This window comes from Bifidobacterium sp. ESL0769, assembly GCF_029395495.1.
GTDB lineage: Bacteria > Actinomycetota > Actinomycetes > Actinomycetales > Bifidobacteriaceae > Bifidobacterium.
Genome location: NZ_CP113918.1, coordinates 1214800 through 1240675, shown reverse-complemented (window position 1 = coordinate 1240675; position 25876 = coordinate 1214800). Strand labels below are relative to the sequence as shown.

The 25876-nt window shown below is 55.6% G+C and carries 21 protein-coding genes and 1 tRNA gene; 19 read left to right on the top strand and 3 right to left on the bottom strand.

The window, feature by feature from the left end:
* The first annotated feature begins 114 nt into the window (after nt 1-114).
* From OZX72_RS05075 to OZX72_RS05025, 11 genes are all read left to right on the top strand, one after another.
* Nucleotides 115-2034: a hypothetical protein gene (locus OZX72_RS05075; RefSeq protein WP_277159308.1), complete on the top strand. Its 1920-nt coding sequence runs from the start codon at nt 115-117 to the stop codon at nt 2032-2034.
* Nucleotides 2018-2917 carry an ABC transporter ATP-binding protein gene (locus OZX72_RS05070; RefSeq protein ID WP_277159307.1) on the top strand — a complete coding sequence of 300 codons (900 nt, stop codon included), beginning with the start codon at nt 2018-2020 and terminating at the stop codon, nt 2915-2917. Before OZX72_RS05075 ends, OZX72_RS05070 begins: the two co-directional genes overlap by 17 nt.
* Nucleotides 2918-3086: 169 nt before the next feature.
* Complete coding sequence (locus OZX72_RS05065) at nt 3087-3980, top strand: helix-hairpin-helix domain-containing protein (RefSeq protein ID WP_277159306.1); 894 nt, start codon at nt 3087-3089, stop codon at nt 3978-3980.
* A gap of 455 nt (nt 3981-4435) precedes the next feature.
* Nucleotides 4436-5899, top strand: a complete 1464-nt coding sequence (locus OZX72_RS05060; protein ID WP_277159305.1) for a ComEC/Rec2 family competence protein — start codon at nt 4436-4438, stop codon at nt 5897-5899.
* Between the two features lie 115 nt (nt 5900-6014).
* Nucleotides 6015-7004 (top strand): DNA polymerase III subunit delta, encoded by a 990-nt coding sequence (holA, locus tag OZX72_RS05055; protein WP_277159304.1) that lies wholly within the window; start codon nt 6015-6017, stop codon nt 7002-7004.
* Complete coding sequence (tsaE, locus tag OZX72_RS05050) at nt 7001-7594, top strand: tRNA (adenosine(37)-N6)-threonylcarbamoyltransferase complex ATPase subunit type 1 TsaE (RefSeq protein ID WP_277159303.1); 594 nt, start codon at nt 7001-7003, stop codon at nt 7592-7594. Before holA ends, tsaE begins: the two co-directional genes overlap by 4 nt.
* 184 nt (nt 7595-7778) lie before the next feature.
* Nucleotides 7779-8711: a tRNA (adenosine(37)-N6)-threonylcarbamoyltransferase complex dimerization subunit type 1 TsaB gene (gene tsaB / locus OZX72_RS05045; RefSeq protein WP_277159302.1), complete on the top strand. Its 933-nt coding sequence runs from the start codon at nt 7779-7781 to the stop codon at nt 8709-8711.
* A 7-nt stretch (nt 8712-8718) separates the two neighbouring features.
* Nucleotides 8719-9348, top strand: coding sequence for a ribosomal protein S18-alanine N-acetyltransferase (gene rimI / locus OZX72_RS05040; protein WP_277159301.1), 630 nt, complete (start codon nt 8719-8721; stop codon nt 9346-9348).
* Nucleotides 9345-10388: a tRNA (adenosine(37)-N6)-threonylcarbamoyltransferase complex transferase subunit TsaD gene (gene tsaD / locus OZX72_RS05035; protein ID WP_277159300.1), complete on the top strand. Its 1044-nt coding sequence runs from the start codon at nt 9345-9347 to the stop codon at nt 10386-10388. The genes rimI and tsaD overlap by 4 nt, the downstream gene beginning before the upstream one ends.
* Nucleotides 10389-10509: 121 nt before the next feature.
* Nucleotides 10510-10582: transfer RNA gene (locus OZX72_RS05030), tRNA-Asn, on the top strand.
* Nucleotides 10583-10855: 273 nt separating this feature from the next.
* Complete coding sequence (locus OZX72_RS05025; protein ID WP_277159299.1) at nt 10856-13030, top strand: acyltransferase family protein; 2175 nt, start codon at nt 10856-10858, stop codon at nt 13028-13030.
* A 155-nt stretch (nt 13031-13185) separates the two neighbouring features.
* Here the strand turns inward: OZX72_RS05025 and OZX72_RS05020 are convergent, their stop codons facing one another.
* The gene (locus tag OZX72_RS05020) at nt 13186-13827 is read right to left on the bottom strand and encodes a DNA-3-methyladenine glycosylase I (RefSeq protein WP_277159298.1); all 642 of its coding nucleotides are present in this window, start codon (nt 13825-13827) and stop codon (nt 13186-13188) included.
* A gap of 246 nt (nt 13828-14073) precedes the next feature.
* Between OZX72_RS05020 and OZX72_RS05015 the strand changes: the two genes are divergently transcribed.
* Entirely contained in the window at nt 14074-14814 is a 741-nt protein-coding gene (locus tag OZX72_RS05015; protein WP_277159297.1) for a M23 family metallopeptidase, read from the top strand.
* Nucleotides 14815-14842: 28 nt separating this feature from the next.
* Here OZX72_RS05015 and OZX72_RS05010 read toward each other — a convergent pair whose 3' ends face one another.
* Both OZX72_RS05010 and OZX72_RS05005 read right to left on the bottom strand, forming a co-directional pair.
* On the bottom strand, nt 14843-16492 hold the full coding sequence (locus tag OZX72_RS05010) for a hypothetical protein (protein WP_277159296.1): 1650 nt from the start codon (nt 16490-16492) through the stop codon (nt 14843-14845).
* Nucleotides 16493-16644: 152 nt separating this feature from the next.
* Nucleotides 16645-17868 carry an NADP-dependent isocitrate dehydrogenase gene (locus tag OZX72_RS05005; protein WP_277159295.1) on the bottom strand — a complete coding sequence of 408 codons (1224 nt, stop codon included), beginning with the start codon at nt 17866-17868 and terminating at the stop codon, nt 16645-16647.
* A 151-nt stretch (nt 17869-18019) separates the two neighbouring features.
* Between OZX72_RS05005 and OZX72_RS05000 the strand changes: the two genes are divergently transcribed.
* The 7 genes from OZX72_RS05000 to pyrH all read left to right on the top strand — a co-directional run bounded on the left by OZX72_RS05000 (nt 18020) and on the right by pyrH (nt 25785).
* Nucleotides 18020-19144 carry a GuaB3 family IMP dehydrogenase-related protein gene (locus OZX72_RS05000; protein WP_277159294.1) on the top strand — a complete coding sequence of 375 codons (1125 nt, stop codon included), beginning with the start codon at nt 18020-18022 and terminating at the stop codon, nt 19142-19144.
* Between the two features lie 233 nt (nt 19145-19377).
* A complete protein-coding gene (locus OZX72_RS04995) occupies nt 19378-19923 on the top strand; it encodes an Rv3235 family protein (protein WP_277159293.1) in 546 nt (181 codons plus the stop codon).
* A gap of 92 nt (nt 19924-20015) precedes the next feature.
* The gene (locus tag OZX72_RS04990; RefSeq protein ID WP_277159292.1) at nt 20016-22049 is read left to right on the top strand and encodes an AMP-dependent synthetase/ligase; all 2034 of its coding nucleotides are present in this window, start codon (nt 20016-20018) and stop codon (nt 22047-22049) included.
* 33 nt (nt 22050-22082) lie between these two features.
* Nucleotides 22083-22565, top strand: coding sequence for a peptide deformylase (gene def, locus OZX72_RS04985; RefSeq protein WP_277159291.1), 483 nt, complete (start codon nt 22083-22085; stop codon nt 22563-22565).
* Nucleotides 22566-22948: 383 nt separating this feature from the next.
* Nucleotides 22949-23806: a 30S ribosomal protein S2 gene (gene rpsB, locus OZX72_RS04980; protein WP_277159290.1), complete on the top strand. Its 858-nt coding sequence runs from the start codon at nt 22949-22951 to the stop codon at nt 23804-23806.
* A gap of 95 nt (nt 23807-23901) precedes the next feature.
* On the top strand, nt 23902-24753 hold the full coding sequence (tsf, locus tag OZX72_RS04975; protein WP_277159289.1) for a translation elongation factor Ts: 852 nt from the start codon (nt 23902-23904) through the stop codon (nt 24751-24753).
* A 282-nt stretch (nt 24754-25035) separates the two neighbouring features.
* Nucleotides 25036-25785 (top strand): UMP kinase, encoded by a 750-nt coding sequence (gene pyrH / locus OZX72_RS04970; protein ID WP_277159288.1) that lies wholly within the window; start codon nt 25036-25038, stop codon nt 25783-25785.
* The last annotated feature ends 91 nt before the right edge of the window (nt 25786-25876 follow it).

The window sequence follows — 25876 nt, the reverse complement described above, 5'->3', positions numbered from 1 at the left end:
AGCGTTGTTGCTATGAGTTCAACAAATACCGCCTTATACGTTCCGCTTGACGGAATTTCGTATGTCGTCACGGCGATATTTTTAAAGACAAAGCGAGACGGAGGAACGAACGGCATGGGATACGTACGAATGGTTAACTCGCTGTGGCGGCGGAAACGCTCGTTGCAGGTTCTCAATGTCGCGGCGAACGCGGCGGCGATGACGCTGGTGTTTGTGCTGCTGGAGGCGATGGCCTACCAGAGCCTGCAAAGCGACCCGTCAGCGCCGGTGGGAGTTGTGGTCATTTGCGTGGCGTGCGCGGCGGCGGTGACAAAGATCGTTTCCGACCACACCTTCACCTCACAGTGGGAACAGCTTATGTGCCTGAGGGTGACGGGTGCCTCGCCAATCCGTCTGTTCGGTGCTGTTGTCGCCTGTCAAAGTGTTCTGGCTGTCTGCGCCGGGCTGGTCGGGGTGCTACTCGGCATCGTGCTCAATAAGCCGCTACGGTATGTTTTCAACGGTTTTGTGGTGATACCGCAAGCCAGCATACCTGCGATAATGATGGCAGCACTTGCCACGATGGTGCTTTCGGTTATCTGCTGTGCGATCGGTGCCGGATTGTCAGCGCTCACGTTGATTCGGGCGATTCCCGATCCTTCCGCACGTCCGGTAAAGACCGGAAAGAAGCGAAAGACGGCACTGACGGTCGTATTGGTGCTTCTTCTGGTCGTCAGTTGTGTTTCATCCCTTTTCCTGCCCTACACGGTTAGTCTCAATCTGACTTTCGTGTTAAGTGTGTTGTTGGCATGGGTACTTATCCGTGTCGCGAAACCGATTCTGACCGTGATCGCCGGACGAATGGTGGCAAATTACCACAGGAGGCACGGTGCCGGCGACGCAGGCCTTATCTTGGCATTCAGGGAAATGCAGGCTACGCGCTCGACATCGCTGGTGTCCCTGCTTGCGGTCGCGTCCGTGCTGCTGGCCTTCCTATACAGCTTATACGGCTATACACAAGCCGACGCCCAGTCCTCATTAAACTCGACCATGGCATCGACATCGGTGGTGCAAGTCTCGCATGCCGGTATTCCTACGCGGCAGGAATCGCGAGACCTGATGGATTACGCCAAAATGAAGGACAGCAATGCGTTGGCGCTCGCGCCTTCCACCGTGGTGCAAGAGGAATCGATGAAGAGCAATTGCTCAGGAAGAATCGAATCCTACGACCGTGGCAATGCCAAGGCCGTGATCAATGGCTCGCTGAATGTTATCAGTCCGAACCATTCGATTGTCTCTGGGGATGTCAATCGTCAAGGTGTGGTGATTTCGGCGATTGTTGCGGACAATAACGGTCTTGATGTCGGCTCGCGGATGTGTGTGGTGCAGGGAGGGAAAACGTTCGCCTCGCAGGTAGTCGCCATTACGAAAACAGCAAGTCCATTCAAGGACTATATGGTGGTCGGTTACGATATGCCTGGTCTCTTGGACAAGGCTGACACCGCGATCATTGCTGACAACGGCAAACGTACCTCGGAAGACGGCGAATCATCCGCGTCTTCAAAGACACATACTGTAGGTGCGTCCATAACCGTGACCCCAGCCGCACAATGGATCAGGAACATACCCAGCGGCAAGGCGATGACGACTTCCGGCGGCGACGGTGTCAAGGAGGCGGCTCCCATCGTCTTCCCCGTTCTGGCCGTTTGTTTTCTTGGTGCTGTGTCGGTGATGTTCGACATGGTTCAGGAACGGAAGAAGATCACTCAGGCGGCCTGGCTGATTGGCTTCGGGCCGGTACGATATGCGCTCGCGAGTGCCGGAAGAATAGCCTTCGAGGGGTTCGCGGCGACGCTGTGTGGCGGGTTCGGCACGGTGCTCATCGTCAACATGGCCCTGCATAGCGAAAGTCGGATGCTGGTTCACGGCATCAGCGGTTACGTACCAATAAGGGCGATGGCCGTACTGCTGTGCGCCGTATTGCTTATTTCATTGATTGGTTTTATAGCGCATTTCACCATGTATCAAAGGCTTGACGATGTCAGAAACCAATAGCAACCATAAGGATAAAGAACATGAAAAGGAGCGTATTGCAATGCGGACTACAACGAAAAATCTCGAAAACAATGCCATGCTAGGACCCAATCAACTCACGGCTACAATCAAGGGAAACGCCATTGATGCGAGAGGTCCGAGGCAGAGTTCAGCGGTGCTCAAAGCCTCTGATGTCACGTTCTCGTATAGTCAAGGGAAACGCTCGAAACGTGACCAAGTTGCAATCGGACCACTCGATATCACGTTACGGCAGGGCGAAATCACTGCGCTAATCGGGGCATCGGGTTGCGGCAAATCCACGACATTGAAACTGCTGGCCGGAATCCTCACGCCTGTTAGCGGACATGTCTGGTATGCAGATACAGATATCACTCATAGTATGGAGACGAAGCGAGCCAAACTGCGACGTACAAAATTCGCGTTTGTTTTCCAGGACTACATGTTGATCGACAGCCTCACCGTTGCCGAAAACGTGGCTTTGCCGATGAGCTTAAACAAGGAACCATATGATATCAATGCGATGAAACGGGCGCTCGCCTATGTAGGACTTGATTCAAACCTTGCTGATGCGCACGTCTCGGAGCTTTCTGGTGGTCAGCGTCAGCGTGTTGCCATAGCCCGCGCGTTGATGATGCGAGCGGATGTGCTGTTCGCCGACGAGCCAACCGGCAACCTTGATCCCAAGGCGCGAGATGAGACTCTTACCGCGATTGATGCAGCGATGAAGGGCGGACTCAAGACGTGTTTGCTGGTCACTCACGACCCGCAGGTCGCGTCCTGCGCCAATCGCGTGCTCTATATGTGTGACGGACGTATCGCTAAAGAATTTTCAGCCATGTCTGCTGCAGACGTCGAAGCTCTGTTACTTGGAGAAGAACAATAAGCCAGGAAGTGTTTCCTCACCAATGTTTAACGCTATTGTCTGTATGCAACAATTGTGGATGAATGTGTACGATTCGGCGGGTGAGGGCGCGACACGCCTCAAATGTGGATAACCCTTATCATTCGACCACAGTGGTCGTTTTGGCTCGACTTTTGAGTTCGGTTCAGTCATGCTTGAAGGTATGGGTATTCATTTCAACGACAGTCATTTTGACGATAGGGCGTATGACGGTAGCCGGGCTTTGACAACGCGGCTATATTCCACTGCCGAGCCCCAAAATGAATCGTATGAAAACGGGCAAAATCTTGACGAGGCTCTACTGCGGGTTGGTCTTCCACCATTGCCGCCTGTGGGTAGCTGGCTTATCGAGCCCGAAAACAGGTCCGAAAGCAAACCGAAGAAGCAACCTGAAAGCATCGATCAACCTTTAGCAATAGATGATTTCGATTCTGTCATAGATGGTTCCGCCAATGAAGATTTGCAATCGGACCCGAGCGTCAAATCTGCTGCCAAGCAACGAATCATTCCAAGATTAGTGTTCAAACCCACTCAGGCGGTGGTGGTGATTCTGGTGCTGGTGGTGGCATTGTGCGCAAGTCTGACAATGCTGGTGACGCAGGCAATCAACTACAACAAACAACAAGCTGAAGCCTCATCCGTCAGTTCAACCGTGGTAAACGGTTCCAAAGCCAAGGGTTCAGGTATAGCACAAGGAAATGCTTCGAAATCCGGTGAAACTGCCGGTTCTTCTTCAACATCCGCTGGAATTGGAGGGCAAAACAACGGAAGCGATGCCACTGCGACACAGGCAAATTCACCCGCACAAGCTGACTCTTCTGCCGGGCAGGCTGGAACTTCGAGCAATGGCAGCAATCTCATCAACCTCAACACCGCTGACAGCACACAGCTGCAACAGATCAAAGGTGTAGGGCCGGTGATGGCGCAGAAAATCATCGACTATCGCACGTCCATCGGCCATTTCACCAGCGTCGACCAGCTACTCAAGGTTTCGGGCATCGGGCAGAAAACATTGGAAAAGATACGTGGGCAGGTGACGGTCTGATGAAAAGTGTTGATAGTTCTCGAAGCAGCAATCCCGCCAACAAGTTCGACCACGGAAACGGCCATGAACAAGGCAGTCGTGACTGGCGGATGCTGCCGGTGGCCTTGTGCGTGTGGGCTGCGGCCCTTGGCTCGCACATTTTGTTCCCTCTGCTCACCGGGCAGCAAGACAACAAGGCTTCAGCCGCCCGAAGTAAAAGCAATTCCGTTAGCTCTTCGAATTCTGAATCTTTATTTGGCGAAATGATGAATCGGCCAGCTAGCGGTCTCAACATTGAAACCTTTGCACACACGGCTGTGATTGTTCTTCTACTTGTCGGATTGGTCGTTCTGCTGGTCTTGTCCCGACACTGGTTCGGGGAAAACGGAAAAAACAGAAAACCAAACCGGGTCCAAGCTGGCGGCAAACTGTCTGGGGTATGGCATGAGTTTCACGGTAGCCGGAAAACTTGGATAATGGTAATCGCCTCTTCCGCGTTGGCCGCGTTTGTCGCTTCGGTGAGTGCCGATGCCATGGCTTATCGCGATCCAGCCATGGCGCTCGCGCGGAAAGGTGAAAACACGGTCGAGGCGAGTGTCCATCTTGACTCACCGGTCACCGCAGCGAGCTCGTGGCAGGCCGATTGCCAGGCGAACGCGCATCTGGTCGGAATCAGCCATGACGGTATTCGTCAGACGAGCAGGTCACATATCGTCTTATATGCCAACAAACCGATATGCAGGCAGCTTTCGGACAGTCAGACAATAGAGACTTCCGGTACGCTACAGACTGCCCGCTATGGGATGAGGCCAATCTGGCTAACCATAGATGACAACGCAAAAACTAGACTCGCGGAACGTGCGCCACCGGCAAAACGGCTGATTGACTCCATGCAACGTTCGTTCTTTTCGGTGACGGAAGGCCTTTCCGACCAAGGGCGTGTGCTGGTTCCCGGACTGACCATCGGGCTTTTGGGACAGGATTTCATGGGTGCGACGGCAGCAAAGCACGAACCTGTGAATGCCACGTTCGCCACGCTGCTGGAGATGCATTTCAAGGATTCCGGCATCATGCACCTGATGGCTGTCTCCGGCGGACATTTTGCACTGATCGGCAGCCTGATACGTTCGGGTTGCGCTCGATTTTTGCTGCCACGTCAAGTGGTGGCCGTGCTGACGGTGCTGGCCTATGTGGCGCTCGCGAGCGCCATGTACCCTTCCGACTCGGTGATGCGGGCTCTGATCATGGGCATCTTTGCCTCATCTGCGATGTTTGCGGGCAGAAGGTCGCAGGCAATCAGTGCGTTGAGCTGGACGGTCATCCTCGTGCTGCTTACCAACCCTGCGATGTCCAGAAGCTACGGATTCGCGCTTTCCTGCGCCTCCGTGCTGGGCATCGTGCTCTGTGCCGGTCCTACAGCGGAGCGGCTTTCAGTGTTATTGCCTCAATTCCTTGCCGATGGCATGTCGGTGACCATCGCCGCCCAGCTTTTCACCCTGCCAATCCAAGTGCTCATGACCCCGACGTTGCCGTTACTGTCTGTACCTGCAAACCTCGTGGTGGCGCCGTTCGTCGATTTCTCGACGCTGACCGGGCTGGCAGGCTTGGTGTTGTCGTCATGGGCCCCGCATCTGGCGTTTGCGTTCGTGTGGTTATCCAGTTGCGGTACGTCGGTGATGCAATGGTGTGCGGATACCATCGGCGGTTCGCAAACCGCGACCATGCCATGGGCAGGTGGAATTGGCGGTGCGCTGATGATTGTTATGTGCGAAATCGGTATGGTACTGCTATTCAGGACGTTGCCTGCGATGGTTAAAAGACACGATAAAGAAGATTCCGTAGTTGGTAATGACGGCTATCTCATGCAACTTCGAAGCAAAGGAACAATATGGCTCAAGGAAACCGAACAAATGTTCGAACGACTTCAAAAGCCTGATTAATGAGGGAGACACGAAGTATGTCCACCTGTGACACCACATTGAATATCATAGAAAGTCGTGAGAGTTGCGCCGTCATGACGGCTATACCAGGCAATCGAAAGAATCGAGGAATGTGATGGCTGGAAAACGAACCAAACAGCGGACCCGATTCGTGCTCGTCATCGGTGGGGACGAATTCCTCAACGAGCAGCAGGTACGTGACTGCCGGGATGAGGCCGCAAGGAACGATCCGGAAGCGGAGATCATCGAACTCGACGCGGGGGAGGCGAGCCAATATGACTTCGACGAGGCTGTGAGTCCATCCCTGTTGAGCGCCAGCTCCATCGTGATTATCCGGCACATCCAGAATGCCGATGACGCTCTGGTCGACACCATGGTGAGCTATTGCGCCTCCATGAGCAAGGACCCGACCGCCGCAACGGGAACGGTCATCGCCCAGCACGATGGCGGGCAAAAAGGCAAGAGAATCATCGACCGTCTGGCGAAAGCCGGGGCCGAGAAAAAGGCGATTCCCGATCTCAAGCGGGCCGACGCCAAGCTGAACTTCGTCATCCAGTGCTTCGAACGTCGCAAGCGTCGTGTCGATCCGGCCGCCGCCCAGCAATTGGTGGCGGTTCTAGGGGAGAAGACCGGGGAGCTCGCGGCCATGTGCGAACAGCTCTGCTTCGATTTCGACGATGATCCGATCAGCCTCAATCTGGTCAACCAGTACCTGACAGGCAACGCAGAAGTCACCGGATTCGCAGTGGCTGATGCGGCGCTCGCCGGCAACGACGCCAAAGCCATCATTGACATGCGTGCGGCTGTGGCTCAGGGCACGGACCCGATTGCATTGGTTGGTGCGTTGGCGATGAAACTGCGAACGCTGGCCAAGGCTTCTGCAGTGCGTTCCGGCAGCATATCGCAGGCCGAAGCGAAAACCAACCCTTGGGTACTGCGCAATGCGACAAGACAGCTAAGCGGTTGGACGTCCGAGGGACTTTCCAGATGCATCCAGACGCTTGCCTGGGCCGACGAACAGAACAAGACCAATGGGGGAGACCCGATGTATGCGCTGGAGCGCTCCATCGAATTGATAAGCCATAAAGGACGTATGTCAGTATGAAAGAAGAATCGTATTCGGTTGAAGTTCCGACCGGCACGGATATGCAACAGCTTGGCGCAAAAGTGGCCGCTTGTGTTCATGGCGGTGACGTCTTGTTGCTTTCAGGCCCATTGGGGGCAGGCAAAACCACGTTCGCGCAAGGTTTCGGAGCTGGGCTTCATATCGATGAACCCATCGTTTCCCCGACTTTCACCATCGCACGGGAGCTTGACGGCAGATTCACGGACGGGACGCCGGCGCATCTGGTCCATGTCGACGCTTACCGGCTTGGCGGCAATGATTTTGCGCCCGGGCAGGACACGGTCGATAGATTGCTTGACGAGTTGGAATCACTCGGCCTTGACGAGGAACTCGAAGACCCGGGCGAGCAGACCGTAATTCTGATGGAGTGGGGCGAGCAGATGGCCTCCGCGTTCGCGCAAGTTCGTCTCGAAGTCCATATCGACCGTCCGATCGACAAGGCAATGCTTACAGCCGAAGCGGAAAATCCAAATGTTGAACTGACGGGTGACGGCATGCGCACAGTGACGTTCGTTCCGATCGGCGAGCGTTGGGCGGGTTTCGAACGGCAACTGGATTCGGTGGAATAAGCAAACCGTCGGATTCGTTTCGTAAGTCTTATAAAGCAAGTACCGACGCTCTGCCCGTTTCCTAAGGTTGTGTCGAGTTTCGTCGGTTATGTCGGCGTTGTACAGTAACAACGGCATGAATCTTTGATGTCCGGCATTCGATCAACCGTTGGCTGGGCAGCGTGGAGTGGTAGGAGCAGCAGATATGACGAACACGTTGGTCATCGACACCTCGTTCGGTTCGACGGTAGGGGTCTTGGGCCACAAACCCATCATAGAGACCGATTCACGTACGCATGTCGAAAAGCTTCAGGTCAACATCGGCAAGGCCGTAGGTCAGGCAGGGCTTACGCCGCAGGACCTTGATCGCGTCATCGTCGGCGTCGGGCCGGCCCCGTTCACCGGCCTTCGTGCCGGTGTGGTGGCCGCTAAGGCCATCTCGTATGCCACAGGCGCGCAACTGCTCGGCCAGGATATCCTCGAGCCGCAGGCTTGGATGATGAAGCTGAAGCGTCAGGGTAATTCAAGACTTTCGGATTGTGGTTTCCTCAAGGAAATCGAAAAGACGTCAAACGCAGAATCCGTTCATCATCTGACCCTGGCCGTCAATGACGCCCGCCGTCGCCAGCTTTACTTTGCGTTGTATAGCGATGAAAAGCAAACTATCGGCGGCAATGGTGCAAGCCAGGAATCTGCCACCGGAAATGCTGAGTTGTTTGTTTCCGCCGTAGTCGATATGGATATCGATTATCCCCAGCATATCGTCGAACGAATCAATCAGACCGTTCAAAAGCTCGTTGCGCAAGATAGCGTACAAAGCGAATATCGCATCGATATCGCCGGTCATGGCGCTTCGAAATACGCGGATGCGTGGCAGGGATTCGGTGACAGACTCGGTTGTGTCATCGATCATTCGGTACTGGACGCAGGGTCAGCCGGTTTGGAAATTTTCGCTCAGTGCGCGATGGCTGGCAACGGCATCGACCCGAGCGACTCAAATGATGCCAGCGGCAAACAAGGCAGCAATGGCAAGAAGCCGACAAGGCCGGTGGAGCCGCTGTATCTGCGGCGTCCCGACGTTTCCGTACCCAATCCGTTGAAACATGTGCTGAACCATGCCGGTGCCACGAAGGCCTGAACGCCAGATGATTGTAGAATTCGGTGAACTTGACCAGCGATGGGCATTAGAAGCTGCAGCAAGGCTTGAAACGGAGCTTTTCGGCGCGCAGGCTTGGGATACGCAGACACTGAGTGACGAGGTAACCGATGCTTCCAGAATTTATCTCGCCGATATCATCGACCTGACTGACGCCGGTGCTGATACTGAAAACAGCGATACCGCAGATGTCGCCGATTTAGCAGGTTCTGCCGAAGGTAATGAACGTCTTTCCGACGAACAAACGGAACCGCTCCAACGAATTGGGACCGTCAAGATTATGCGTGGTTACGCTGGTATGTGGCACGCTGACGGCCAAGCCGAAATCACGACCATCGGCGTTGCCAAACGGTTCCAATGCAATGGCATCGCCAAAAACCTTCTCGATCGGCTGATCAAATATGCGCATTATGACAGTGTCCGTCGCATCAAATTGGAAGTCCGCGTCGACAACGAACCGGCACAGCATCTCTATCGCAGCCGTGGATTTAAGGAAATCGGTCTTTTGCGGCATTATTATCAACCCGAAGACGTCGACGCCATCGAAATGGCGTTGGATCTTGAACCGAATATCATGGGATTTAACAGCGAGAAACAGAATATGGAGCAACAGCAATGAGCGAACCGACAGTACTGGGCATCGAATCGACCTGCGACGAGACCGCAGCGGCCATCGTACGAGGCCGCACGCTGGTTTCCAACGTCGTAGCCTCCTCGATGGATGAGCACGCACGCTATGGCGGGGTCATCCCGGAAATCGCTTCACGTGCCCATGCCGAAGCATTCGTGCCGGTGGTGAGCAAAGCCCTGGCTGACGCAAATATGGAACTTTCCGATATCGACGCCATCGCGGTTTCAGCTGGACCTGGTTTGGCCGGATGTCTGGCCGTCGGTGTTTCCGGTGCGAAGGCTCTGGCGTGGGCTGTAAACAAACCGATTTACGGCATCAATCATGTCATCGGCCACATTGCCGTCACCCAGCTGCAGTTCGGTCCGTTCCCGAAGGATACGCTGGCGCTCATCGTCTCTGGTGGCCACACGTCGCTGTTGCACGTCGAGGATGTCGCCCGTCACGTGGATGTCGTCGGCACGACGCTTGACGACGCTGCAGGGGAGTGCTTCGACAAGGTTGCGCGCTTGCTGGGCTTCCCCTATCCGGGCGGTCCCCACATCGACAAGCACGGCCAGCTCGGCGATCCGCATGCCATAAAGGTGCCCCAAGGGCTCACCAAGGGTAAGGCTGGCAAAGACCATCCCTACGATTTCAGCTTTTCTGGAGTCAAAACCGCTGTAGCACGTTGGGTGGAAGCCCAGCAGGGCGCGGGCAAGGAGATTCCGGTCGATGATGTCTGCGCCTCGCTCGCCGATTCCGTCGCCACGGTGCTGGCGAATAAAGCCATGCACGGCTGCGAGGAATATGATTCCAAGACGCTCATCGTCGGCGGCGGTTTCTCCGCCAACTCCCAGCTACGTGCCAAGTTGCTCGAGGTAGGCAAGGAACGCGGCGTCGAAGTCCGCATCCCGCAAATCAAGCTCTGCACCGACAACGGCGCCATGGTCGCTATGCTCGGCGTCAATTTGGTAGAAGCCGGAGTAAAGCCGTCGTCCCCAGATTTCCCCATCGACTCGGCGATGCCCATGAACGTCATCAGCGTATGAGCCAAAAGCCGGAATCGAGACACTCCGCGAAATCCAAGCGACACGCCATTGGGGTTGCGCGATATCGATTCTTGTATAAGATATATTTCTTGTGCGGTGCTTCAAGCTCCACACGGGACATTCCCGCATAGCTCAGTTGGCAGAGCGTCTGACTGTTAATCAGAATGTCGCTGGTTCAAGCCCAGCTGCGGGAGCGGATGGAAATTCTCGGAATCTTAAAGGTTCCGGGAATTTTTCGTAACTGAGCGGTTTGTCGACTTGCTGCATGACAGTTACACTTTGAGCCGTAACTTGAGCTTCCGTTCCGCTTTCAATCAAATTAAGAATATTCGATAAACCCGAGTAGTCTGAATAACGTAAATAGCGGCGTGTCAAGCATGTCAAAGCATCTATGCCTTTTGTTACTGTACTGCCTTGTGACACGAGATGGAAATGGTCACGAAATCATAAGAGGCGAAAAAGAGGTTATGTTGCCACGAACCGGGAATAGCCCAAAAGCGGCTAAAAAGAAAACTTCCGGTTCTTCCCGTACTTCAAACTCTTCCCGTGTCTCACCGTCATCTCATACTTCCGCTGCTAAGTCTTCCGGTTCAACGAATTCCTCTCAACCTGCAGGTAACTCGGTTGCTTCGGATACCGCACGTAGCGCAGAGATCTCCCTTGCGTCCGGCTCTTCCCAACCGTCTCGTTCGTCCCACAATGCCGCCATCGACGGCTTGCGAGCTCTGGCGATCATCGGGGTAGTGGCTTATCATGTCCGTCCGTCACTGCTGAGCGGCGGATTCCTCGGCGTCACCATCTTCTTCGTCATTTCCGGTTTTCTGATCACCGGCAGCGTCGAGAGGCGGATGGCCAGCAAACAGGGCTTCCATTACGTGAGCTATCTGTGGCGCAAAATCAAACGTCTGACATTCCCGCTGCTTTCGCTGATCGCTTTGGTCCTGCCAGCCGCCTATCTCTTCTCTCCGGGCATGCTGCCGAAGCTGCACCTCGATGCCTTGCCCAGCGCGCTATACGCCAGCAACTGGGTCTATATCTTCCGCAAGGTCTCGTATTTCGCCGCAGCTGGCTTGCCTTCACCGCTCACGCATCTGTGGTTCCTGGCGGTTACGATGCAGTTCTATCTGGTCTGGGTTTCCGCGTTGTGGCTGATGCATCGCTTCAACTTGAGGTTGCGTACCAGATTCCTCATAACTTTGCTGCTCGCCGTCGCCTCAACGGTTCTGATGATGTTGCTATACGTGCCCGGAGCCGATGTGTCGCGCGTCTATTACGGACTCGACACGCGTTTTTCCGAACTGATGATTGGTGCGCTGCTTGCGTTTATGGTTGAGCAGGCAAGAACGAAACGCAGCGGAGCTGACGAACGCGACGAACGATCTGGACAGCTCGAAGACAATACACAACGTAACGCCGCAACAGGACCGGCAACGAATACCGTGAGCTGGTCGAATCCCGTGAATCTTCTTTTGGCAGGCGCCGGCTTCTGCTTGCTTGCAGCACTGATTATTCTGTATTTCGTCTCCAAGGGCACTGATGCGATGCTCTACCGCGGTGGTTTCCAAGCCGTCGCGCTTATCGTTGCGCTGCTGATAGTCGTTGTCCTGCTTCCGGGCAACCTCTTCCGTTCGCTGTTGGGCTCACGGGTATTCCGTTACATCGGATCACGCTCGTTCTCGATCTATCTGGTCCATTACCCGCTGCTCGAATTCATGAATCCGGCCATCCGCACCCAGCCCTTGCGCTGGTGGGAATGGATCGTTCAATTCCTGATTCTCTGGGCGGTCTGTGAGGCTTTCTACCAGGTGGCCGAGGCCGCACGCAAGGCCGTGCCCGTTGGCAATGTGCCGTTCGGCGAAATGCGTCTGGTCACCAAAATTCTCGCGTCTCTCGGCGTGGTCGCCGTCGTGTTGTGCACGGTGCTTCCGGTCGATTTCAACCAGATTGCCGCCAAGCGTTCGGACGCTCTTCGTGCGGAATACCTTTCCATCGGCCGCAGCCTTGGCATTGCCACACCGATTCGGCGTGATCTTCTGACATTGCGCCGCTCGGCCGTTCCCAAGCCGTCCCTTAACTTGCCCCCACGTCTGGTGCCGAAAGCCGCCAAAGTTCCGAAGAACCTCAATACCAAAGGCTGGACGTATGACGCTGCGACGGGTTCATGCAGCGCGAATCCTTTGATTATCAGCGATTCGGTCGAAATGGGTGCGCACGATTTCGTCGCGCAGCACATTCCGGCCAGCGTGCAGGACAATATGGTCGGACGTCATTTCGCCACTGGAGCCGATCTTTATCACCGGCATCAGGCACAAGGCCAAGCCGGAAGTGTGGTCGTCATGGCCCTCGGGACCAACGACAGCATCGCCAATGCACAGCAGGTCGAGGATCTGATAGCGGCCGTGGGCAACGAACCCTTGTACTTGACCACTGTCCGTTCACCTACAGGCTGGCAGGATTCCAACAACCAGATTCTGCGCTCAGTAGTCGCCAAGCACAAGAACGTCGGCCTGCTCGACTGGTATTCCATCAGCAACGGGCATCCCGAGTATTTCTACGACGATGGCACCCACCTGACTCCGGGTGAAGGTGGCGGCCGCGAGGCTTACGGCATCATGATCCGGCAGAGTTTGTGCGGGCAGTGATTTCCGTGTTGTAGCGGCGTTGACGGTTGCTGCGACTCCGCCAGTTTGATGAGGAATAGCAATTATCGACTTGTAATATCTGATATATCTCGAAAACCTTGTTTAGCTTGAGATGGTCTTCGGCTAGGGCAAGATATCGACTCGAAAAGCCTATTTCAGTCAGTTTTCGCTTCCGGACATCTGAAGCAGCCTTGCAGATGGTCGTTGACGATGCCCATCGACTGCATGTAGGCGTACATGGTCGTTGGCCCGACGAACTTGAATCCGGCCTTCTTCATGGCCTTGCTCATATCGATTGATTCTTGGGTGACCGCCGGCACTTCCTCGTGGCTTTTCGGCCTGTTCACGCGCGGGCCGTCGGGTGCGAAACTCCAGATATAATCCGCAAACGGCATGCCCAGATTCAGCGCGACCTGTGCGTTATGGATGGTGGCCTCGATTTTCCGCTTGTTGCGGATGATGGCTTGGTTCTGCATCAAATCCGGTATTTCATCAGACATCCGCGCGACGCGTTCGATATCGAAATCATGGAAAGCCGCGTCGATGGCCTTGCGCTTGTTGATGATGGTGTTCCACGAAAGCCCAGCCTGCATCGCCTCCAGCGCAAGCCGTTCGAACAAGGCCTGCGAATCATAGCAGGGCGTGCCCCACTCGGTGTCGTGGTAGACGAGCATGTCGTGGCTCAACCCGAGATATGACTGCGGCCAGCAACGTTGCAGACCGTCACTCCGCTGTTCCACTGCCCCCTCCGTTGCATTGTCTGAGGCGGTCTTTGCAGGCTTTCGTTTGGCACTCATACGTTGAGCGTTCCTTTCTTTCATCGTCATGTCTTTTATACTCTTGAGCCTCGGCAGCTGTGGATATGTGATGTGATGCGTCGAATATTCGGTGCATAACTTTTGCGACACGCCCGGACGATGTGGATAACCGGGGTCATTCGACCACATCACCTGTTTTTCCGTCGCTGTTTTGAAGTGCAGTGGCATAGTTGGAAAGCAGGAACCTGTAATGCAGATGTTCGAATGAAAGGAGGCACGTCAGTGATGATGGACAATAGGGAGAAGCAACGACTCAAACGAGAACGGTTGCGGCGTCAAAGGGAGGAACGCAGGCAAAAACTGATCAGCCTGGTTTGGGGATTGGTCACGATTCTTGCCGTTTGCGCGGTTTTGTTCGTAGGTTTTGGCATTTCAGATCATGAAGCGTTGGCCGCGACAAACGGCACATCGGGGAATGCATTCGACGTAACGACCGTTCCGTCTTTAAACACCGGTGAGGCACACAAGTCCGCTTCGTCGTTACGCCAATCTCAGCTGGGCTTCATCGAACCGATAGAGTCAGTGAATCCTCCTATGCATAGTGATAAGGGCTGCAAGGCCGATATGCGATGGCCGGTGCTTCCGCATGTGGTCATCAGGAAGTTCAAAGCGCCCAAGCAAGTCTGGGGCCCGGGCCATCGCGGTGTCGATGTCGCTGCGGTGGAGGATACACCCTTGCTGGCTCCGGCAAGCGGCTATATCAGTTTCGTGGGTATCGTTGCGGGTAAATCAGTGGTCAGTATCCGTCATAAAAGCCTTACTCTGACCTTGGAGCCTGCGCAGACACTTCTGCCGATAGGAATGCCGGTGGTCAAAGGAATGCCGATTGGCACGATGAAGGGTGTCTCGGACCATTGCACCGGAATCTGCGTGCATTGGGGAGTGAGGAAGAGCAGAAAGGAATACCGCGATCCGCAGCAATTGGCGTCAAGAAGGAAGATAGTGCTGAAACCGGTTTCGTCATGATATGTTGACCCGGCGGCAGTAGTTCTCTTTACAACCCCGCGTCAGCCAGTGAAATGTATCCGGGTTCGATCAGCAGATGCTTCAAGTTGCTGGCGCTGATCGCCATCGGCTTTTCGTGGATGGTGTTCATCTTCGAGCTGTTGATCGTCGCTGCTTTGACGTAGGAAAGATCGGTTACGTTTTTTCCCGCCTCTATGGTGGCGGTCGCTCCGGCGATGTCATGTGAAAGCTTTTGGATATCCTCCATGCCGGTCATCCATTGTTTGCCATTGACCACGTCGGGCATCATATCGGTGTAAGCACCGTAACCGGTGAGGATTGGCCAAGACAAGTCGCCCTCGCCGTCGGTTTGCGTCTGCTCTTCGCCTTCGGTAGTGTCCTGTTTGTTATCCTTCGGCTTCGGAGGAGCCTGCTTGTTGAGATTGTGTTTGCCGGTCAGCGTTCCCACGATGCCGGAAACCTCGATTTCAGGATTGATGTCGGCGGCAGTACCGGTGTACTTGAGACTGGTGAGTTCATCGACGACCGCTGATGAAACGAAGTCGTTCATACCAAGGATACCATCGACGTGAAGCGGCTTGCTGTCTTTGGACGAACCGTTGAGTCTGGCGTCGAGTTCGCTTTTCACCTCAGCGGTTTTGGAGGCCTTGAACGCAACGGATTCCCAATCGTTGTCGGTCGTGGTCGCAGTAAGTCTCTTCGACGGGCTGATGGCCCTGCCGTCCTTGAAATACGGCTGCAACACATCCCATATCCCTGCAAAGGCTTCCTTGGCGAACGCCTCGCTGGTGTCGGTCGTCGAGTCGTCATCCTCACCGACAGGAATCATAACCTCGACGGCCTTGGGATGCATTTTGGTCGTTTTTTCCAAGGCGAGTTTCGAAACGAGCTGTTGGGCTTGCAGCGCGCCGATCTGACGCGGGGTCGACATGCTCACGAAGATATCCGGCGTGAATCCTGCCAGCGGATTGGCAAGGATGATGGTATGTGCTCCTGCCTTCTTCGCCAGTTTCAGGGTTTTCGCCAGACGCTTGGCGGCTGTGGCCTCGTCGTTGGCGTTCGCCTTGTCTTTGTCGTTTCCGTCTTGTGTTTGAGTCGATTTATCTGAAGAAGAAGAGGAGGACGATGATGATGGGGAATCAGCATTGCCGTTGGCATCGGTTGAGTTGCCTGTACTCGCCGGTTTTTCGGTATCATAGGTCGCCGCGTCGGCCGGATTGGTGACGTAATCGCCGTATTGCTCATTGCCTTTGTTGCCGGAAGTCGCTGGTGCAACTATCAGCGTGGTGTGGCGGTTGGTATCGTCGGACGCGGTGGAAAGCTGGTTGACCACGTAGTCCTGCACATCGTCGCTCTGTTTGGTCAGGGTGCCATCGGCCTTGACCTTAATGTTCTTGGATTGGAAACCGGCGTTCGTCAGCGATTTGGTGATGGCCGGGGCGAATTTGGCCCACTTGTTGAGCGGTGTGTGCGATGAGATGGAAATGCCGTCGGAGGGCGTGAAGATGATGACGTTGCTTTTGGCCGCCGCCGAGCTCACCGACACCTTGTCGGTGTCGATCGAGGTGGTTCCCGCATCCTGCTGCCCGTTGCCACAAGCCGCCGAGGCCATCGAAAGAACCAGAGCCGTGGCGAAAGCCAGGAAACGTGCCAAGGAATGCTTGCCGCGCGTCGTCATGAGTCATCCTTCTTTATACGCTTCGAATCAACCGGTATTGATATTAGTCTGGGGCCAATAGAAAGCGCCGCTGCATTCAATCCCTGAGGATTATCGTGCGGCGGCGTTGAGCCAAACTTTTTAACCGATGATTGATAATTAATCATCAATCATCAACGCGACTGGCTCAGTTCCTCCTTCAAGCCTTCGTCCAATGCGTCCATGAAGCCCTCGGTGTCAAGCCAAGGCTGGTCGGGGCCGACGAGCATGGCCAGATCCTTGGTCATCTTTCCGCTTTCCACGGTTTTGATGATGACCTGCTCCAAAGTCTCGGCGAAGTGCCCGACTTCCGGTGTCTCGTCAAGCTTGGCGCGCTGCTTCAGTCCGCCGGTCCATGCGTAGATCGAGGCGATCGGGTTGGTCGAGGTCTTTTCGCCCTTGAGCCAGCGGCGATAGTGGCGGGTCACGGTGCCGTGCGCGGCCTCGGCCTCCACGGTCTTGCCGTCAGGGGTCATCAGCACCGAGGTCATCAGCCCGAGCGAGCCAAATCCCTGCGCCACCGAGTCGGACTGGACGTCGCCGTCGTAGTTCTTGCAGGCCCAGATATAGCCGCCGTGCCACTTCATCGTACTGGCCACCATGTCGTCGATCAGCCGGTGCTCATAGGTGAGTCCTTCGGCTTCGAAACGGTCCTTGTATTCGGTCTCAAAGACTTGCGCGAAAATATCCTTGAACTCGCCGTCATAGGCCTTCAAAATCGTGTTCTTGGTGGAAAGATAGACCGGATAGTGCCGCATGAGTCCATAGCTGAAACAGGCGCGTGCGAAGCCGCGGATGGAATCTTCAAGATTGTATTGCACTTGCGCGACGCCTGCGCCGGGGTAGTCATAGACGACGTGCTCGATGGGCTCGCTGCCGTCAGCGGGGGTGAAAGTGACGGTCAGACGTCCCGGCTTGCCGACCTTGAAATCGGTCGCCTTGTACTGGTCGCCGAAAGCGTGCCTGGCCACGACGATGGGCTTCTTCCATCCGGGCACCAGCCGCGGAATATTGGAGATGACGATGGGCTCGCGGAAGATCGTGCCGCCAAGAATGTTGCGGATAGTCCCGTTAGGCGACTTCCACATTTTTTTGAGGTTGAATTCCTTGACACGAGCTTCGTCCGGGGTGATGGTCGCGCATTTGACGCCGACATGGTGCTTCTTGATGGCGTTGGCCGCATCGATGGTCACCTGGTCGTCGGTGGCGTCGCGGTTTTCGATGCCAAGGTCGTAATAGTCAAGATCGACGTCGAGGTAGGGAAGGATAAGGCGGTTTTTGATATCCTTCCATATCACCCTCGTCATTTCGTCGCCGTCGAGCTCGGCTATTGTCCCTTTGACCTTGATTTTTTCCATGTTTGCCCTTTCTTCTTAATGCACAGGTTATGAAAGCCATTATCACGCCTAAATATGTCATCGGTGTTGCTTTGACTGACTGGCGAGACGCACTTTCCCGGGGTTCCCGATTACGTGTCGCTCGTCACATAGGGGAAGTAATCTGGAAGCCATGACTCAGGAAATTGAAATCGGTTTGGGCAAAAAGGGCCGCTTGGCCTATTCATTGGACGATATCGCCATCGTCCCATCCCGCAGGACCCGCGATCCGAAGGATGTTTCGACGGCTTGGCAGATCGATGCCTACCAGTTCGACGTTCCGGTGCTTTCAGCCCCAATGGATTCGGTGACCAGTCCCGCCACGGCTATTGCCATGGGCAAGCTTGGTGCTCTCGGCGTGCTTGATCTCGAAGGATTGTGGACACGTTACGATGACCCTCAGCCGTTGCTCGACGAGATCAGCCAGCTCGACGAAAGCAATGCCACAGCTCGCCTCCAGGAGATCTACGCAGAGCCGATCAAGCCTGAACTGATCACCAAGCGTCTTCATGAGATTCGCGACGCCGGCGTCACCGTCGCTGGAGCCCTCTCGCCCCAGCTCACGCAGGAATTCTATTCGACGGTCGTCGACGCGGGTGTCGATCTCTTCGTCATTCGCGGGACAGCGGTTTCGGCGGAACACGTTTCGGAAAGCCATGAGCCATTGAACCTGAAGAAATTCATCTACGACCTTGACGTTCCGGTCATCGTCGGGGGAGCGGCCAGCTACACCGCGGCCCTCCACCTCATGCGCACTGGAGCGGCTGGCGTACTCGTCGGTTTCGGCGGCGGAGCGGTTTCGGCCACACGTGCCACCATCGGCGTCCACGCTCCCATGGCCACGGCGATTGCCGATGTGGCCGAGGCACGCCGCGACTATATGGACGAATCCGGCGGCCGTTACGTACAGATCATCGCCGACGGCGGCATGGGCACATCCGGCTCGTTCGTCAAGGCTTTGGCCATGGGTGCCGATGCGGTCATGCTCGGGGCTCCTCTGGCCCGCGCCACCGAGGCTCCCGGTAAGGGCACGCATTGGGGTGCCGAGGCTCGTCATCCTTCACTTCCTCGTGGAAAGCGCACGAAGGTTGGGACGGTGGCTCCGTTGCAGCAGATTCTCTTCGGACCCAGCCACAACGCCGACGGCACGGTCAACTTCATCGGTGCCCTGCGTCGTGCGATGGCCTCGACCGGTTATGTCGACCTCAAGAACTTCCAGCATTGCGACGTTGCGGTCACGCTGTCGCATCTGGGCTGAGTAACTGATAATTATCAAACATCGCAAGCGGGTTGCCTGCATAATCAGGCAGCCTGCTTTTGTGTTATAGTCATCAATTTATACGTATTACCATCATATAAAATTCAAGGTTTCTCCAAAACCACCGAAAAACCTTGAATTTTGCCGAAATAGCCTCTTGTCTCTTGACATTCCCGCCGTTTTCTGTTGCTCTGGAAAGTGAACGCCAACCGAAAAGCAAAGGAGGTTCAAAGATGAACGAAGAGAGACAAGGGCAATCGCAGACGCTGACGCAAAAGCCGCCGAGCACGAAGACTCGCCCACAACAGATGGTGATTACACAACGATCAGGATTGCCCACCTACGATGGATCCATTCGCATCGAATTGTCGAATCGGCCTGTCCCGTACCATATTTCACGCTGCTACCCAGGAACGCTCAGCGAAGCGGAATGTCGCAAGTTCAGCCTCAGTTCTTGCAGGCTGGCATGTATGAGCCTGGACGTGGTGCGCGGACGCACGCCTCCGCAAAGCCTGCAACACTCCCTAAGTGGCCCGTGCGTGCAACGCCTCGAAACGATGTCATATCTACTGGAGAACCATATGCGCACCCATCAGGAGCTCAAGGCCAAGCTCTGTTATCTTCCCGCAGTGCCGATGCTGGTATACACGACATTGGTCAGTCCCGAAACCACAGAGACGGTCGTCAGCCTGTGCGTAGGCAAATCGACCTACTGGGTCACATTGGTGTTTCACCGCAGCGGTTCGCGATGGATTTGCACCACCGCAGACTTGGGTTGATTCCAGAATTAGTCTTTTACCTGCAATTATTAATATATAGTAAAAGTTACGCTAACGTAGCATTGGGGTTACGGTTGCGTATAGTTAGGTTTATGTTGCGAGAATTCTATTTGGATCCTGTCACCAAAACCACCGATAAGGACACGATTTATTCCCTGTTGTCCAAGCGAGCCGGCAAGGACCCGGACGGAGCCATAGCCGAATGGCTCGATGAAGATACCCAGCAATGGCACACCGTCACAGCCGGTGAAATGCTTGACCGCGTGCGCAAGGTTGCGAAAGGACTCATCGGGCTGGGAGCCAAGGCCGGAAGTATGGTCGTTATCTACGCCGCCACCAGTTACGAGTGGGGAGTGGTGGACTTCGCCTGTGCAGCCATCGGTGCGGTAAGCGTGCCGATTTATGAAACCGACTCGCCCAAGCAGGCCAAGGGCATCGTCGAAGACGTCGACCCGATCGTCGCTTTTGGCGGGGATGCCGAACACACCCAGACGCTCGAGGAATTCCGCCGCGAACGCGACGGTCTCAAGTATGTGTTCAATCTGCAGGAGGACGGACTTGAAGCCGTCTCCGATTTCGGCACTTCGGTAAGTGACGAAGAACTTGACGAGGCGATTTCGCGCGTACGCGCCGACGATATGCTCACCATCGTTTACACTTCCGGGTCCACAGGTGCGCCGAAGGGCGTCATGCTCTCCCACAGGAATTTCGTCTCCACGACATTCATCGGCTGGGCCGTGCTCGACGACATGCTCTATCAGCCCAGCCGGCTGCTGCTCTTCCTGCCGTTGGCGCATTGCTTCGCCCGCTACATCCAGTACGTTGCCATCGGTGCCCAGGGTGTTGTCGGCTATACGCCGAGCGCCAAGCATCTCTTGACTGATCTGCGCACGTTCAAGCCGACCTATCTGCTCGGTGTTCCGCGCGTCTTCGAGAAGGTCTACAATGCCGCTTCACAGAAGGCCGGAGCGGGCTTGCAGGGACGTGTGTTCAACATGGCGTTCAAGCATTTCGTCAAGTGGTCTAAGGACGGTCAGGAAGGGCGCGGACACACCCTCGCCGAACGCCTGGAACACAAGTTCTATATGAAGACCGTCGGGGCCTCGGTGCGCAGTGCCTTGGGCCCGAACCTCAAGTATGTCGCCTGCGGCGGCGCGCCGATGAACGCCGATCTGGCTCACTTCTTCAACGGTATGGACGGCATCACCTTCATCCAGGGTTATGGCATGACCGAAACCGCCGCTCCCTGCATCGTCGCGTTCCAGGACTTCAACAAGGTCGGAGCCGTCGGACGCCCGGGCACCGGTATCGCCGTCAAACTGGCCGATGACGACGAGCTGTTAATCAACGGCGAGGACGTTTTCCTGGGCTACTACAAGCAGCCCGAACTCACCGCCGAAGCCAAGGAACCGGGCGGCTGGGTCCATTCCGGCGACATCGCGCAAATCGATGACGACGGTTTCGTCTACATCACCGGCCGTAAGAAAGACATCATCATCACTGCCGGCGGTAAGAACGTGAGCCCCGCCCCGATGGAAGACACCATCGGCACCTGCCCGATCGTCTCCCATGCCGTGGTCATCGGCGACGGCCGCCCCTTCATCGCTGCCCTTATCGAGCTCGACCCTGAAATGGTGCGTTCGTGGCTGGCCAACAACGGCATGGACGAAAACATGCCGATGGCCGAAATCTGCAAGAACGACGCGGTCCGCGCCTACGTCCAGCAATATATCGATCAGGCCAACAGTTCCGTTTCCCGCGCCGAATCCGTGCGCAAGTTCGTCATCGTCGAAGACCAGTTCACTCAGGAGAACGGCATGCTCACCCCGAGCATGAAGGTCGTGCGCGGCGAGGTCCTCAAGCACTATGCCGATCTCATCAACACACAGGTCTATACTCCTAAGACGCGAGTCAAGCCGGCGCCGTCGGCTGCAGCAGGCTTCATCGACAAGACCGCCGAGAAGGCCCGGCAGGCTACCCCGAAGGTTCGTGAGGCCTACGAGCAGGCCAAGCAGAATGTCGGAGTCCGTATCGCCGAGCACGAGGCTGAACGCGAGGGCGAAGACCCTTGGAAGGAAGCCCCGAAAGCTGAGACTGAAGAAAAAGACTCGTCGTCCGAAAAGTAAACAGCCGTTGAAGGCATCAAGAGGAGCAGTGCATTGGCGTTACGAGAAATAAGGGTCGTTCCCGATCCGGTGTTGAGAACCCCATGTGAACCGATTCGCGAGATCACCCCGGCGGTTCGAAATATGGTGCAGGATTTGCTGGACACGGTCGACGATCCAGGTCGTGCCGGACTTTCGGCCAACCAGATCGGTATCAGTCTGCGAGCCTTTTCTTACAACATCGACGGCAAACTCGGTTACGTTCTGAACCCGGTCATCGAAGAGACCCGAGGAGAGCAGTATGGCGACGAAGGCTGCCTTTCGGTGCCCAAGCTCTGGTACAAGACGCGTCGCGCCGATTACGCGCGAGTCCGCGGCATCAACCTCGACGGCAAAACTATCGTCGTGGAAGGCACCGGCATCATGGGCCGCATGCTCCAGCATGAGACGGACCATCTTGACGGGCACATTTACCTCGATCGCCTTGAGAAGGAAGAACGTCGCGAGGCCATGCGCCGCATGCGCGAAGGGCAGTGAGTAGAACCGCCAAGCGGCGATGAACGTCATGAGTTGTTCGGATATTGATGAGTTTCGGTATCCGAACAATTTTTTCTCGGTGAATCATTCCTCGAGAAATCTCGCTATTACTTGGTTTGAAAGCCCAAATTTTCGCCATCGTTACGCGCATACCGAAGAAGCGCCTTTTATACCACGTTTGTGCTATTTTAAAGAACAGTGTGTTAAACGGATTCCAAAGCGGTCACGTTGCCAAGGAATCCAACAATTATTGTCAATCAAACGCACGAATTCGCGCTATGCACGTGACGGACTGTGTCGGTCGATGGTCTCGCTTTTCAAGCGGAACCGTTGCACGCAGGCCCGCATGGCCAGGCAATAACCGACTGAAAGGTAGCATTATCATGGCTCAGATTACTATGAGCGAAATGCTGAAGGCAGGACTGCACTTCGGCCATCAGACCCGTCGCTGGAACCCCAAGATGAAGCAGTACATCCTGATGGAACGCAACGGCATCCACATCATCAATCTCTTCAAGTCGCTTGACCTGATCGACAAGGCCTACGATTTCATCAAGCAGACCGTGGCCCACAACGGCACCGTCCTCTTCGTCGGCACGAAGAAGCAGGCTCAGGAAGCCATCGCCACCCAGGCGACCCGTGTCAACATGCCCTACGTTTCCGAGCGTTGGCTCGGCGGCATGCTCACCAACTTCCAGACCGTCTCCAAGCGCGTCGCACGCCTGAAGGAACTGGAAGAGATGGACTTCACCGACGTCCACGGCTCCGGCCTGACGAAGAAGGAGCTCCTGCTCCTGCAGCGCGAGAAGAACAAGCTCGAGAAGCAGCTTGGCGGCATCCGCAACATGACCCGCACGCCTTCGGCCATGTTCGTCGTCGACATCAACAAGGAAGCGCTGGCCGTCGAGGAAGCCCACAAGCTGAGCATCCCGGTCGTCGCCATCGTCGACACCAACACCGATCCCGACCTCGTGGATTATCCGATTCCAGCCAACGATGACGCCATCCGCGGCATCGAGCTGCTGACCAGCCTCATGGCTGACGCCGTCGCCGACGGCCTGCTTGAGCGCAGCGGCAAGGCCGAGAAGACCGAAGACAAGTCCGAGCAGCCGATGGCCGCTTGGGAGAAGGACTTGCTCAAGGACAACGAGAAGCCCGCGGATAACGCAACAGCTACCGCCGAGACCAGCCCCGCAGAGGCCAAGGTTGAGGAAACCAAGGTCGAAGAGGCCAAGGCCTGAGAGCATTACGTGCAAAAGGCGGTGTCGGAAACTTCTGGCTTCCGCGCCGCCTTTGGTGCATTGATTAGCAATTAATATTTTTCAAGGAGATATACATGGCAGCAATTACAGCAGCTTTGATCAAGCAGGTTCGTGAAGACACCGGCGCAGGCATGATGGACGTCAAGAAGGCGCTCACCGAGGCCGAAGGCGACGTGGCTCGCGCCAAGGAAATCATCCGCGCCAAGGGCATTCAGGCCGCAGGCAAGCGTGAGGGCCGCACCGCCCAGGAAGGCACTATCGCCTCCCGTGTGGTCGACACCGAGGGCGGCCAGGCCGGATACGCCGTCGAGCTCAACTCCGAGACCGACTTCGTGGCCAAGACCCCGAAGTTCGTCGCTTTTGCCGACGGTGTGCTCGATGACGCCATCAAGGCCGGCGCATCCACCGCCGACGAGGTGCTCGCAGCCGCATCCGCCGATGGCACCGTCAAGACCACCGTTGAGGAAGCCGCAGCCTTGTTCGGTGAGCATGTGAAGGTCGGCCAGGTAGCCAAGGTCGAAGGCCCGAAGGTCGAGATTTACGCGCACAAGAAGTCCGCCGAGATGCCGCCGAGCATCGTCGCCATCGTCGCCACTGACGAAAAAGGCGCGTCCGTTGCTCACGAGGCTGCTCTGCAGATTTCCGCGATGGGTGCCAAGTGGCTCAAGCGCGAGGACGTTCCAGCCGATGTCGTGGAGTCCGAGCGTCGCGTGGCCACCGAGAAGTCCCAAGCGGAAGGCAAGCCCGAGAAGATCATCCCCAAGATTGTTGAAGGCCGCATGAACGCCTTCTACAAGGAAAACGTCCTTCTCGAGCAGGAATATGTCAAGGACACTTCCAAGTCCGTCGGCGATCTCTTCAAGCAGGCCGGTGGCGAGCTTCTCGCCTTCGCCCGCATCGAGGTCGGCAAGGGCGAAGAGAAGTGATTCTTCGCTTTTCATAGCGTTCTGATTCGATAAAAAGTTGGTCGGTATCGTTTGGATATCGGCCAACTTTTTATGTGTCTGGCTTTTGACTTAGATGTGAGCGTATGACTGTTTACCAATTCTATTTATCTTGATCCGATAACGTATCGTTGTTTTGTCAATGAAGACTAAGTGTTACATGCAATTACCTGAAACCAAATGCACACGCGGCCTTGCTGTCGTTGTGAACAGATAACCTAATAGTCAGTAATATGCCGCCATGTAAGGATAGAGAGGCCGCTGATGACTAAAGATGGCAAGGACGATACAGCCCGAAGAGTGTTGCTGAAGCTTTCAGGAGAGGCTTTCGGAGGCGGCCATATCGGCATCGACACCGCAGTGATTCGTCGCATCGCTCAGGAAATCCACCAAGCCGTGGAGCAGGGCGTCGAAGTAGCCATCGTTGTCGGCGGCGGTAATTTCTTCCGTGGCGCCGAGCTCCAGCAGGCCGGCATCGAACGTAGCCGAGGCGATTACATGGGCATGCTCGGCACCGTTATGAACTGCCTTGCGTTGCAGGACTTCCTTGAGCAGGAAGGTCAGGCCACCCGCGTACAGACCGCCATCACCATGGGCCAGGTCGCTGAACCGTATATTCCATTGAAGGCCATTCGCCACCTTGAAAAGGGACGGGTGGTCATTTTCGGTGCAGGGGCCGGTATGCCATACTTCTCCACCGACACCGTCTCCATCCAGCGTTCATTGGAGATTCACTGCGATGCGGTGCTTATGGGCAAGAACGGCGTCGATGGCATCTATACTGCCGACCCCCGCAAGGATTCGAATGCCAAGCGTTTCAAGACTTTGAGCTATCAGCGTGCGTTGGTCGACAACCTTGCCGTCATGGATGCTGCGGCGCTTTCCATGGCCCGTGAAAACGACCAGCATATCCGTGTTTTCGGCTTGGAAGAGGCCGGAAACGTCACCAAGGCCTTGGTCGGCGAACCCATCGGCACGCTTGTCTCGAACCTTGAATCCGAGCTCGCTCAATAATTAACTGAACATTATATTTTCTGATGCTTTCAATCAATCAATAATTAATACAACCGCAAACGCAAAAACCGAGACTCGCACCAAGAGTCAC

What these genes read in the sequence shown, in the direction of transcription:
- OZX72_RS05075 (WP_277159308.1), top strand. Translation starts at nt 115, where the DNA reads ATGGGATACGTACGAATGGTTAACTCGCTGTGGCGGCGGAAACGCTCG.
- OZX72_RS05070 (WP_277159307.1), top strand. Translation starts at nt 2,018, where the DNA reads ATGTCAGAAACCAATAGCAACCATAAGGATAAAGAACATGAAAAGGAG.
- OZX72_RS05065 (WP_277159306.1), top strand. Translation starts at nt 3,087, where the DNA reads ATGCTTGAAGGTATGGGTATTCATTTCAACGACAGTCATTTTGACGAT.
- OZX72_RS05060 (WP_277159305.1), top strand. Translation starts at nt 4,436, where the DNA reads ATGGTAATCGCCTCTTCCGCGTTGGCCGCGTTTGTCGCTTCGGTGAGT.
- holA (WP_277159304.1), top strand. Translation starts at nt 6,015, where the DNA reads ATGGCTGGAAAACGAACCAAACAGCGGACCCGATTCGTGCTCGTCATC.
- tsaE (WP_277159303.1), top strand. Translation starts at nt 7,001, where the DNA reads ATGAAAGAAGAATCGTATTCGGTTGAAGTTCCGACCGGCACGGATATG.
- tsaB (WP_277159302.1), top strand. Translation starts at nt 7,779, where the DNA reads ATGACGAACACGTTGGTCATCGACACCTCGTTCGGTTCGACGGTAGGG.
- rimI (WP_277159301.1), top strand. Translation starts at nt 8,719, where the DNA reads ATGATTGTAGAATTCGGTGAACTTGACCAGCGATGGGCATTAGAAGCT.
- tsaD (WP_277159300.1), top strand. Translation starts at nt 9,345, where the DNA reads ATGAGCGAACCGACAGTACTGGGCATCGAATCGACCTGCGACGAGACC.
- OZX72_RS05025 (WP_277159299.1), top strand. Translation starts at nt 10,856, where the DNA reads ATGTTGCCACGAACCGGGAATAGCCCAAAAGCGGCTAAAAAGAAAACT.
- OZX72_RS05020 (WP_277159298.1), bottom strand. Translation starts at nt 13,827, where the DNA reads ATGAGTGCCAAACGAAAGCCTGCAAAGACCGCCTCAGACAATGCAACG.
- OZX72_RS05015 (WP_277159297.1), top strand. Translation starts at nt 14,074, where the DNA reads ATGATGGACAATAGGGAGAAGCAACGACTCAAACGAGAACGGTTGCGG.
- OZX72_RS05010 (WP_277159296.1), bottom strand. Translation starts at nt 16,492, where the DNA reads ATGACGACGCGCGGCAAGCATTCCTTGGCACGTTTCCTGGCTTTCGCC.
- OZX72_RS05005 (WP_277159295.1), bottom strand. Translation starts at nt 17,868, where the DNA reads ATGGAAAAAATCAAGGTCAAAGGGACAATAGCCGAGCTCGACGGCGAC.
- OZX72_RS05000 (WP_277159294.1), top strand. Translation starts at nt 18,020, where the DNA reads ATGACTCAGGAAATTGAAATCGGTTTGGGCAAAAAGGGCCGCTTGGCC.
- OZX72_RS04995 (WP_277159293.1), top strand. Translation starts at nt 19,378, where the DNA reads ATGAACGAAGAGAGACAAGGGCAATCGCAGACGCTGACGCAAAAGCCG.
- OZX72_RS04990 (WP_277159292.1), top strand. Translation starts at nt 20,016, where the DNA reads ATGTTGCGAGAATTCTATTTGGATCCTGTCACCAAAACCACCGATAAG.
- rpsB (WP_277159290.1), top strand. Translation starts at nt 22,949, where the DNA reads ATGGCTCAGATTACTATGAGCGAAATGCTGAAGGCAGGACTGCACTTC.
- tsf (WP_277159289.1), top strand. Translation starts at nt 23,902, where the DNA reads ATGGCAGCAATTACAGCAGCTTTGATCAAGCAGGTTCGTGAAGACACC.
- pyrH (WP_277159288.1), top strand. Translation starts at nt 25,036, where the DNA reads ATGACTAAAGATGGCAAGGACGATACAGCCCGAAGAGTGTTGCTGAAG.